The organism is Pseudomonas sp. SDO52101_S400 (assembly GCF_054071635.1).
This window is the reverse complement of record NZ_JBSVWF010000025.1, coordinates 68,815-80,158: the sequence shown is the minus strand read 5'-3', so window position 1 is coordinate 80,158 and position 11,344 is coordinate 68,815. Positions and strand designations below refer to the sequence as shown.

Below are 11,344 nucleotides of genomic sequence, written 5' to 3'. Positions count from 1 at the left end.
CCTGGAGCGAAGGAAGTTACATCGGCAAGCCGGAATGGCCGTTGAATCCGCCGGGGGCCGAAGACATTCCGAGCCAGGTGCAAGCCATGGTGGCGCAGGCGCTGCCGAGCAAGAACTGGGACATGTTGGAGAAGGGCAAGGAATTGGCGCAGACAGGGATGGGTGCGGTGCAAACGGCGCAGCAGGTGAAAGGTGCGGTGCAGGGCGGGGTGGCGGGGTTGCCGAAACTGGCGAGTGCGGCGATGCCGAGTGCGTCGGGGATTCTCGGGGCGGCGAGCAAGGCGGGCAAGTTGCCGAGTCTGCCGGCACCGGCGCTACCGAAATCCTCGCTTAAAACCCCTGGGCTGATTGCAAGTGAGATGCTGTCATGACTACCGCAAGCGCAACACAAAGCCGAGAGTCTCAAGTTGCTGTCGTGCCACTGAATCAGATTCAAGTAGCGGATGTCGGACGCGATGCTGCCAAGTTCGATGCATGGCTGCAGGAAGTCAGTGGCGGTTACGTCACCCTCGAGCGAATCAAATATGTCGCCGGAGCCCTGCCGGTAGTTGGCAACATCATGGCGTTGGTCGATGTCTTGAATGACATTGCCGTTTTATCTCGAAGTGAAAAACGCGATCCGCTGGACTGGGTCAGCCTGGGCATCGACCTTATCGGTGTAATACCTGTCCCTGCGAATATGGCTGCCGCACGCATGAGCCTTCGACCGACGCTTTACCTGGTTCGGCAGGAAATGAAGGTGGCTGGCAAGGCGCTTTTGGGCGACGCGTTGATCAACGTGATTGCCGGTCACTTGAACGCAACGATTGTTGGCGAGATTGATCACTTCGTTAAGACCGCCCAATCTGCCTTGCCTGATCTGCTGGATAAAGCCGGGCAAAAGGGTGAAGAGTTCCTCAAGCAGATTGCCACGGGATTGAACGCTGTTGTCGATGCTGAACTTGATGCCGGTGCTGACCTCAAGCGAGCAGGGAAAAAAATGGACGGTGTGGGGGGGCAACTCCTGCACGATCCCGGCAAGGCCATCAGCAATATTTTTGACGCAGCCTTCGATGTCTATAAGGCCGCGGGAAAGGGCGTAGTCAATAGCGCTGCAAAGCATCTGTTGCCTCGGGAAGCCAAGAAGCTCGTTCACGATCAAACCAAGATACTGGTTGCCATGGGGCCGGAGCTAAAGGCTCAACTGAAAAAGCTCAGTAATCCGAACATGCCGTTTTCCATCGGCGCGCTGCTGATCGTACTGACAAAGGCTGTCGAGGCCTGGAATCTGCGTAACAGGCGTGGTGTCGCCGGTCACGTGAAAGTCGGCGGAACGAGCCAGGCCAAACACAGGGCAGGTGAGGGCAGAACCGAAGTCAGGAAAACGGAAGTCCCGGCGAAGAAGAAACCCAATGCCGAAAAAAACGGTACCTGCCCGGGTACCTGCGACAGCATCAGCTTTGCAGTGGGCTCCGAAAGCATTGCTCACACGGATTTCAATCTGACCGGCCCGTTCCCGATCGAGTGGACGCGTATCTACAGCTCGGATCTGGATGCCTATGACCAAGGCGATTTGGGTGCACGATGGATCACTTCGTTCAGCACACGATTCGACCTCGTTGACGGTGCCTTGCAGTTCCACGATGCGGATGGCCGCAGCCACGACTATCCATTGCCTAAGGTCGATCTGTTCCATTACGACGCGATCGAAAACCTCACGGTTGTCCGCGTCAGTGACGACAAGCTGTTGCTCTGCCGTGGTTTCGAGCGCAAGGAAACCTATGTCCGTCGTGGCCAGCAGTTTCTGCTGGTCGGTGTGGAGTTGCGCAGCGGCGCCGGCATCATGCTGCATTACGAGCATCGGTACGGTGACCGGACAGTACTGTCCGACCTGATTACGTACGAGGGGGATCCGGGCAAGGTGCATCTGCACCTCGGCACGATGATTGATGGACAGGGGCGCTTGACCGGGCTCTGGGAAATCCGTGACGGTGAGCCTCTGCGTCAGCTTTGTTCCTATGTTTACGATTCGGCGGGCGATCTGGTTCAGGCACAGGATGAAAACGGTGCTGCATGGCGTTATCAGTACCAGCATCACCTGATCACCCGTTACACCGATCGCACCGGGCGCGGCATGAACCTGCAATGGCTGGGTCATGGTGCAGACGCCAAGGCAGTTCGTGAGTGGGCGGATGACGGCAGTTTCGATACCCGCCTGGAATGGGATGAAAACATTCGACTGGTGTACGTCACGGATGCGCTCGGTCATGAGACCTGGCATTACTTTGACAGTCTGGGTTACACCTACCGTATTCGGCACGCCGACGATCGCTCTGACTGGTTCTTCCGTGATAATGCAAAAAACGTGATCCGCCACGTCCGTGCCGATGGGCGCTCGGATCGCTACAGCTATGATGACCGAAGTAATCTTCTGGAACACATTCGCACCGATGACACGGTGGTCCACTTCGCCTACGACGATCTCGACCAACTGATCAAAATCAGCGATGCGGAGGGCGGGCAATGGACAAGGGCCTATGACGACGCTGGCAACCTTGTCGAGAGCGTCGATCCACTGGGTAACAAGACCGAATACGCTTACAACCCGGCCGGGATGCCAACCTCGGTCAAAGATGCCAACGGCAATGAAAAGAAACTGGCCTACAACGCTTCCGGGCAATTGGTGGAGTACGTCGATTGTTCAGGCAAGACCAGTGCCTGGGAGTACAACGAACGCGGCCAGATGATTTGCTTCACGGACGCTGCCGGCCACAGTACCGAATACCGATACAGTGCCGGGCAGTTGACGTTGATCATGCACCCGGACAAGACCGAGGAGCGCTTCGAGCGCGATGCCGAGGGTCGATTGCTGGCCCATGTCGATGGTCTGGATCGTTGCACAACTTGGAAGTACAGCGCGGCGGGGCTGATCGCCGAGCGGGTGGATGCGCTGGAGCATGCCGTTCGTTATCGCTGGGACAAGCTCGGTCGACTGATTGCACTGGAGAACGAGAACGAACGTCGTGCTCACTTCAACTACGACCCGGTCGGTCGTTTACTTGAAGAAACAGCTTTTGACGGGCGTTCAACCCGTTATTCGTACGAGCCCGAAACCGGGCGGCTTGCGAAAATCTACAACGGTGAACATTGCGTCGAAATACGTTTTGACTCAATGAATCGTTTGATCGAACGCAGAGCGATTCTGGGTGATCAGCAGCAAAGCGAAACCTTCGATTACGACGGCAACAGCAAACTGATCATGGCTTGCAACGCCGATAGCCGCTTGCAGTGGTTCCATGATCTGGCGGGTAACATCCTGCGTGAGCATCAACACTATCTGGGCCTCGAGAGCCCGATGGTCGCCATATGGCAGCATGAGTACGATGCACTCAATCAACGCGTTGCAACCCTGCGCCCCGATGGTCACCGAGTCAGTTGGCTGACCTACGGCAGCGGCCACCTGCTGGGATTGCGCCTGGATGACCATGAACTGGCCGGATTCGAGCGTGACGATTTGCACCGTGAAGTCGCTCGCCATCAAGGAAATCATCTGTTGCAAACGCAGAAATGGGACCCGGCCGGGCGCTTGCAAGCTCAGGTGCTGGAGCGCAGTGCCGACAAATCGGTGCTGCTCAAGCGTGACTACCAATACGATGCCGCTGGCCAGCTTACGGACATCAATGACAGTCGTCGGGGCCCGCTTTCCTATCGTTATGATCCTGTCGGTCGTTTGATCAGTGCCGCTACGCGTCTAGGGGTCGAAACCTTTGCGTTCGATCCCGCCGGGAATCTCCTGGATGAACGAGCCTTTGAAGTCCGCCGGCCGCTGGACCAAGAGCCGGCGCGAAGCAAGCTGCCGGATAACGTGTTGCGTGAGTACGCGGGCACGCATTATGAGTACGACGAACGCGGCAATCAGATCAAGCGCTGGAGTAACGGCAGCGTCTGCGAAATGCGATGGGACCTGTTCGATCGCCTGGTGCATTTCGAAGATGATCGTCTGTCGGTGGATTATGCGTACGACCCGTTAGGTCGCCGCTTGTACAAAAACTCTCGGGCGCACTACAAGCATCGTCCAGAGGCAGGTTCTCTGTGGAACCGCAATGAACATGCCCGCAAACAGCGTGAGCATGACTGTGGCTTCACGATGTTCGGTTGGGATGGTGACAATCTGGCGTGGGAGAGCAGTCCCCCGCAACTGGATGGCGATACTGGTCGCACGGTTCATTACATTTACGAACCGGGTACCTACAATCCCGTGGCACAGGCGCTGAGTCAGCAGCCTGTTCGTCTGGTGCCTCAACCTGAATACGGTGACGTTTACGCTGCGGACGAAGATCCACTGTGGAATCACACTCCGGTTCCGCACCCGTTTGATGCGATTGCCTGGTATCAGTGCGATCACCTCGGTACACCCCAGGAAATGACCGATCAGCAAGGCAATGTGGCTTGGAGCGCGCATTACAAAGTATGGGGGCGGGCGGTTGAACAGCGTTCATCATCAGCGCTGCTGCAAGGATTGAAAAACCCTATTCGCTTCCAGGGTCAGTATCACGACCACGAGACAGGACTGCATTACAACCGTCACCGGTACTACGATCCAGACGTCGGTCGCTTCGTTTCTCGTGATCCGATCGGGTACGCGGGTGGTATCAACTTCTATCAATATGCAATCAGCCCCACCCAGTGGGTCGATCCGAACGGTCTTTGCAGCACAGCACTCAATCGGGCACTGGGCGGAAAAACCCATGACAAGATGCAGGCCCATCACCTGATTCCCGAGGAAGTGTGGGGACGGCAGGCCAGCTTCTTCTCGGATATCGGGATGGGTGGAGAACGCGATAAAAAGGAAAACGGATTGTTGATGCCCGACAGTGCCGATCAGGCCAAGAAAACCAAGCGTGTTTTTTACCATTGTGGGTCGCATGGTAAGGTCTACAGCCCGATGGTTAACAACATGGTAACGACCGTCAGAAGCAAATATGAAGCTGGTGTGATTGACGAAGCGCAGGCGCGAACTCAGATATCCGCGATACAGACAAGACTGAGAGCCAGTCTTTCCGTACCTGGCACAACACAGCGCAGACTTAGATAAGCAGGGAGAAGGGATTATGGAATACTTTGTGCTTTCTCAAAAAGAAGAGTCCGGTTGCCCGGTCGGATTCTTGCAGGCGGATCTTTACGATAAATTCTATTCAGATACCAAGGGCGTCGAGCATGGTTTTTTTCCGTGGTATGCGGAGAAAATTCATTACAAAACTCACACGCCTTATCCAGAAGGCATGGTGCTCATTTCCAAAGACAAGTTCTATGACTTTGATATACGTAGCATTGCCCGCTTTTATATAGTCAGTGACGAATTTATGTCTGTTTGCAGCGAGTTGAATGTTGCTGTTACTGATTCGGTGCCAATCAAGGTGGTTTCCAAAGCTGGAGAAAGTATTTCATCCAGAAACTACAATGCTGTTCTTTTTGAGGAACTGGATGCGCGCTCGCAGACTGACCCGGCATCGACTTTTATAGAGGAGGATGGATTGATTTTCAGATTCAAAAAGCTTGTATTGCCAGCAGGCTTTAATCGGAATCTGTTCAAGTTCAAGGGGCTGATTTCAGGTAGTAATACGCTTATCTGTTCCAGTGAGTTCAAGAAGCTCGCGGAGGGGATCAAAGGGGTGAACTTCACTCCTCTGAAGGATGTGATCTGGTCGGGCGTGAGACCTATTTGACTGCGAGCACAGAGTTTATGAATTTTTATGTGCTTTCACAGAAAGAGGAGCAAGGCTGTCCTGCCGGGATTTTACGTGCTGATCTTTTCGACAGATATTATTCCTGCACAAGAGATGTTGAATTTGGTTTTTTTCCCTGGTACGCGGAAAGGGGGAAGCCCGGGCCGCGTACACCCTTTCCGGAGGGCATGGTTTTAATTTCCAAAGATGAAAGCTATGAATTCGATATTCGCAGCGTTTCGAAATTTTTTTATGTGGTGAGTGACGAATTTTTAGCCGCCTGCAATAGCCTCAACGTGAATGTGGTTGATAGCGTCAGGATTGACGTGCTTTCGGAGGGCGGAAAACGCACTTCCTCAAAACATTACAATGCTGTGTTGTTCGATGAGTTGGATGTACGGACAAACTGCGATCCAGCCTCTACGTTTGTAGAGGAAAAGGGCAGGCCAATCAGGTTCAAAAAATTAATTCTCGGTAATGATTGGAAACTCGATCTTTTCAAGTACAGAAGACAGGTATCAGGAAGTGATAGCTTGATCTGCTCTGAGGCGTTCAGGGATGCGGCAATCGATTTCAAGGGTATTGATTTCATCCCTTTGGAAACGGTTGTCTGGTCAGGGATTAGACGAATATGAAACATGTAAAACCGGATTTTCGCCTGGTCGATAAAACCAGTCCTGTTCATATTCAGGTATTTGCAGGTAATAGCTCTGATGGCCCGGTGTACGAGGAACTCCCGGCTCGTCATGTAGGCGCGACAGCCTATGAACTGCTGTCCTCACCCGGGCTGGCGCTGAATATGGCTCGCGGAGACGTCATATCGATCAAAAACAAAAGCACCCATGCGGTGGTGCTTGAACGAGGTGGTAACTTTTGCATTCACATCTACGCCGATTCCATTCCTGCTGCGGATATCGCTGAGCTGGAAGTCGATGTGCGGCGTGAACTGGGTGGAACGCTGGACGGCGTGCTTGAGGGCAATCTTTCGTTGGCTGTTCCAGCGAGCAACGGGATGAACAAGATCAACGAGGTTTTTGACCGATTTCGCGATAGAACCGGGATTCAATGGTATTACGCCAACATCTATCAGAACCTGGATGACGATGATGACGAGACGCTGTTGAACTGGTGGCTCGAAGGCTGACGACCCTGCGCCACGGGCGCAAAATTCATCATCGATACCCAAGGGTACGAAGACGTGTGGATGGCTGAGTAACCAGGTCAAAGGAGAGACAACATGAAAGACGCAATCCGCCTCGGCGACTCCACCACCCACGGTGGCAAGGTCCTCGAAGCCTTCTCCCAAACCAACCTCAACGGCAAGCCGATTGCCGGGGTCGGTCACAAGGTCAGTTGCCCATTGTGCAAAGGGGTATTCCCGATTGCCGAGGGCAGCAGCACCTACACCGTCGATGGCACACCCATTGCGCTGGACGGTATGAAAACAGCCTGTGGGGCGGCGCTGATTGCCAGCGGGCCCAAAGGGGCCGTTGTCAGCTAAATCGATATTTGTAATTGCCATCTCCATGACGCGGCTTTTTCGGCGCGTTATTTGAACAAGACATGCTTCACCCAAAACATGCTTCACCTCAAAAAGAGCTCAAAACGCTCCAACATTTAAAGGAATAAATATGAAGACCGCTTCTTTGATTCTCGCCATGGCAGCCGCTTTTGGCACCTGCACGCTCGTCCACGCCGAAGGGCAAGACGCCGCCACTTTGAAAGGGATATACGACAACGGTCGCAACATGTCAGGCCTGATCAAAAGCTGTGTCGACAAGGGATTCCTGAAAGCGGACAGCACCGAGAACGCCAACAAGATGGCTGCATTCGTTAGCAACATGCCGGGTGATTTCGACAAGCGTGACGGCGACAAGAACGAACAGTTTGGCCGCAAGGGCGAAGTGTTCACGGAGGGGGAATACAAGAGCCTGGAAAGCAACCTGCCACCGAACCTCACGCTCAAGCAATGGTGCGAGCAGGCGGATCAGGGCATGCGCGAAGGGTTGAAGCGCGTCGGTCTGTAGCCGTCAGCTGATTCAGGGCCGACGGTAACGGCAAGCCGATTGCCGCGGTCGGTCCTGAGGTCAGTCGAGCCACTCGATAGACCGAACTAAGCTAATGCAAAAAAGATATTTGTTCGGTGTTTTTAATATCGTTTAGTTTTGTTTCATAGACGAATCAAAAGCATCAAACCGACAGACCCCCGATTGCCATGACGGCACACGCTGAATCGATCACAGGCTCTTCAGGTTTGATTCACACGGGAGTGAATCATGCCGCACACCTCAGATATCACCGCATTACCCATCCTCGACCTGTCCCTGCTCGACGGTACGCCGTCGCAACGCCAGGCCTTTCTCGATGACTTGCGCCATGCCGCCCGCGATGTGGGCTTTTTCTACCTGACCGGCCATGGCATCGACGCCGCCCTGCTCAAGCAAGTGCAGGACTATGCACGCCAGTTTTTCGCCTTGCCTGACAGCGAGAAAACCGCCGTCGGCATGATCAATTCGCCGCACTTTCGTGGCTACAACCGCGCCGCCTCGGAGATCACCCGTGGTCAGCCCGATCAACGTGAACAGTTCGATCTGGGTGCCGAGCGCGAAGTCTTGCCGCTGACGGCCGGCAGTCCGCTGTGGGCGCGGCTGCAAGGCCCTAATCAATGGCCCGAGGCATTGCCGCAACTCAAACCCTTGCTGCTCGATTGGCAGCAAGCAATGACCCAAATGTCTTTGCGCCTGCTGCGTGCGTTTGCCCAGGCACTCGCGCTGCCGGAAGACGCCTTCGACCGGTTGTACGGCGACAAACCCAACGAACACATCAAGCTGATGCGCTATCCGGGGCAATCCTCGACGGCGAGCAGTCAGGGCGTCGGCGCGCACAAGGATTCGGGGTTCCTCAGCTTCCTGCTGCAAGACCGGCAGGCCGGCCTGCAAGTGGAAATCGAAGAGGGGCGCTGGATCGATGCGCTGCCACGGGACAACACTCTTGTGGTGAACATCGGCGAGTTGCTGGAGCTGGCCACCAACGGTTATCTGCGCGCCACGGTGCATCGGGTGGTTTCGCCACCGGCAGGCAGCGAGCGCTTGTCCATAGCGTTCTTCCTCGGCGCGCAACTCGACGCGGTGGTGCCGCTGTACCCGTTGCCGACGGTATTGTTGCGCGAAGCACGGGGCCCGGCGAGCGATCCGCTCAATCCGCTGTTTCGCGATGTCGGCTGGAATTACCTCAAGGGCCGACTGCGTTCGCACCCCGATGTGGCGCGACGGTTTTATGCCGATGCGCTGCTGCCCGAACCAGCGGTTCGCAAGACCGCCAACGCCTGATCCATCACTCGCAAAAGGACTCTTCCCATGTTGAAAAAAGCAGGCTTGACCCTGGCCGTCCTCGGCGCGCTGGTGACTTCGTTTGGCGCTCAGGCACTGGAGCCATTGCGCGTTGCTGCCGACCCGGTGCCCCACGCGCAGATTCTGGCGTACATCCAGAAGATCGATCCGCAACTGAACCTCAAGGTGATTGAAATCCCTCAAGGCGTGAACTCCAACGAGCTGCTGGTGCACGGCGATGTCGACGCCAACTACTTCCAGCATTTGCCGTATCTGCAATCCCAGGAAAAGGCCCTCGGCGAAAAACTCGCAGTAGCCGCCACAGTGCATATTGAACCGCTGGGCATCTATTCCCATCGCCACAAAACCTTTGCCCAAGTGCCGGACAAAGGCACGGTGGCACTGCCGAACAACGTCACCAACCTGAGCCGCGCGCTGTACCTGTTGCAGGACAACGGCCTGATCAAGCTCAAGCCCGGTTTCAATGACCCGGCGGCCGATCAGGCGACGCCCAAGGACATCGCCGAAAACCCGAAACACCTGAAAATCCTCGAAATCGAATCGCCGCAACTTCCCCGTGCGCTGGACGACGTGGACCTGGCGGTGATCAATGGCAACTACGCGCTGGAGGCTGGTCTGGTGCCGGCCAAGGATGCGCTGGGGCTGGAGAAAGCCGAGCACAACCCGTACGCCAACATTCTGGTGACCACGCCGAAACTGGAAAACGATCCGCGTATCCAGCAACTGGCCAAGGACCTGACTTCGCCGCAAGTGGCTAAATACATCGCCGAGAACTTCAAGGGCTCGGTGATCCCGGTGGCGGACGCCAAGCCATGATCCTCGTCGAGCAGTTGAGCAAGACTTACCCGTCAGCGCCGACACCGGCGCTGGATCAGGTATCGCTGAGCATTCCCGATGGTGCGATCTACGGGATTCTCGGGCGCAGCGGCGCGGGCAAATCGACGTTGTTGCGTTGTCTCAATCTGCTCGAACGCCCGGATTCCGGGCGAATCCTGCTGGACGGCGAAGACCTGACGGCGCTGTCCGACCGTGAGTTGCGCCGCCAGCGTCAGCGCATCGGCATGATCTTCCAGGGCTTCAATCTGCTGCATTCGCGCAACGTATTCGACAACATCGCAGTACCGCTGGAAATCTCCAAGGTCACCAAGCCACAGCGCCATGAACGGGTGCGGGAACTGCTGGATCTGGTGGGTCTGAGCGACAAGGCCGAAGCCTTTCCTTCGCAACTGTCCGGTGGTCAGAAACAACGGGTGGGCATCGCCCGGGCCTTGGCGGCGCGTCCGGCGTATCTGCTGTCGGACGAAGCCACCAGCGCCCTTGATCCGCAAACCACAGCCTCGATTCTGGAGCTGCTGCGCGACATCAATCGGCAACTCGGACTGACCATCGTGCTGATCACTCATGAACTCGACGTGGTGCGTTCGATCTGCGATCACGCCGCGTCATTGGCCAATGGGCGCCTGGTGGAGGCGGGGCCGGTCGCCCGATTGCTGGCTACTCCGGATTCCGCGCTCGGTGCCTCGCTGCGACCCAGTTGCGGCTTGCCTCTGGGGCATGATGCGCCGGGGCTGAGTTTTCTGCGGCAATACGGCGTACGGGCGGCCCACTCATGAACCGCGTCATCGACTGGAATGAAATCCTGCAACTGGTCCTCAACGCTACCGGCGAAACCCTGTACATGGTGCTGCTCGCCGGGCTGTTCACGCTGCTGATCGGTCTGCCGCTGGGGGTGTTGCTGTTCATCAGTCGCCGTCAGGGGTTGTACCCGTTGCCCCGGATCAATCAGGCATTGGGCGCGGTGATCAACTTCGGCCGGTCGCTGCCATTCGTGGTGATGTTGATTGCCCTGATCCCGCTGACCCGGCTGGTGGTCGGCACCACGCTGGGCAGCACCGCTGCCGTGGTGCCGATCACCATTGGCGCCTTTCCGTTTTTTGCGCGGATCGTCGAGAACGCCCTGGATGAAGTGGAGAAGGGTCGGATCGAAGCGATCCTCGCCATGGGCGGTGACATCCGCCACGTGATTTTCAAAGTGCTGCTGCCCGAAGCGCTGCCGGCCCTGCTGGCGGGCATCACGCTGACGCTGGTAATGCTGATCGGTTTTTCCTCAATGGCCGGAGTGATCGGTGGCGGCGGGCTGGGCGATCTGGCGATCCGGTACGGCTATCAGCGGTTTAACAACGAAGTGATGGTCGCCACCGTCGTGGTGCTGGTCATCCTCGTTCAGGGCGTGCAGAGCCTGGGCGATCGACTGGTTCGATCGCTGGCTCATCGACGTTGAATGTTGGT

10 protein-coding genes and 1 pseudogene are annotated in these 11,344 nt (G+C 56.2%); all 11 read left to right on the top strand.

Annotation, left to right across the window (positions count from 1 at the left end; all coding sequences use genetic code 11):
* Positions 1–371: pseudogene (locus ACW9HX_RS14690) on the top strand (type VI secretion system tip protein VgrG); the annotation flags it as partial.
* Complete coding sequence (locus ACW9HX_RS14685; protein WP_457381174.1) at positions 368–5,074, top strand: RHS repeat-associated core domain-containing protein; 4,707 nt, start codon at positions 368–370, stop codon at positions 5,072–5,074. The pseudogene ACW9HX_RS14690 and the gene ACW9HX_RS14685, both read left to right, overlap by 4 nt.
* A 16-nt stretch (positions 5,075–5,090) precedes the next feature.
* On the top strand, positions 5,091–5,705 hold the full coding sequence (locus tag ACW9HX_RS14680) for an Imm43 family immunity protein (protein ID WP_457381173.1): 615 nt from the start codon (positions 5,091–5,093) through the stop codon (positions 5,703–5,705).
* A gap of 17 nt (positions 5,706–5,722) precedes the next feature.
* Entirely contained in the window at positions 5,723–6,340 is a 618-nt protein-coding gene (locus tag ACW9HX_RS14675; protein ID WP_457381172.1) for a hypothetical protein, read from the top strand.
* A 23-nt stretch (positions 6,341–6,363) separates the two neighbouring features.
* Positions 6,364–6,849: a DUF4265 domain-containing protein gene (locus ACW9HX_RS14670; protein ID WP_457381175.1), complete on the top strand. Its 486-nt coding sequence runs from the start codon at positions 6,364–6,366 to the stop codon at positions 6,847–6,849.
* A 93-nt stretch (positions 6,850–6,942) separates the two neighbouring features.
* On the top strand, positions 6,943–7,206 hold the full coding sequence (locus tag ACW9HX_RS14665) for a PAAR domain-containing protein (protein WP_169430019.1): 264 nt from the start codon (positions 6,943–6,945) through the stop codon (positions 7,204–7,206).
* Between the two features lie 130 nt (positions 7,207–7,336).
* Complete coding sequence (locus tag ACW9HX_RS14660; protein WP_457381171.1) at positions 7,337–7,732, top strand: hypothetical protein; 396 nt, start codon at positions 7,337–7,339, stop codon at positions 7,730–7,732.
* A gap of 249 nt (positions 7,733–7,981) precedes the next feature.
* Positions 7,982–9,034 carry an isopenicillin N synthase family dioxygenase gene (locus ACW9HX_RS14655; RefSeq protein WP_457381170.1) on the top strand — a complete coding sequence of 351 codons (1,053 nt, stop codon included), beginning with the start codon at positions 7,982–7,984 and terminating at the stop codon, positions 9,032–9,034.
* A 27-nt stretch (positions 9,035–9,061) separates the two neighbouring features.
* Complete coding sequence (locus tag ACW9HX_RS14650; protein ID WP_457381169.1) at positions 9,062–9,871, top strand: MetQ/NlpA family ABC transporter substrate-binding protein; 810 nt, start codon at positions 9,062–9,064, stop codon at positions 9,869–9,871.
* Positions 9,868–10,668, top strand: coding sequence for a methionine ABC transporter ATP-binding protein (locus ACW9HX_RS14645; RefSeq protein WP_457381168.1), 801 nt, complete (start codon positions 9,868–9,870; stop codon positions 10,666–10,668). The genes ACW9HX_RS14650 and ACW9HX_RS14645 overlap by 4 nt, the downstream gene beginning before the upstream one ends.
* Positions 10,665–11,336, top strand: a complete 672-nt coding sequence (locus ACW9HX_RS14640) for a methionine ABC transporter permease (RefSeq protein ID WP_457381167.1) — start codon at positions 10,665–10,667, stop codon at positions 11,334–11,336. The genes ACW9HX_RS14645 and ACW9HX_RS14640 overlap by 4 nt, the downstream gene beginning before the upstream one ends.
* Positions 11,337–11,344 lie beyond the last annotated feature (8 nt).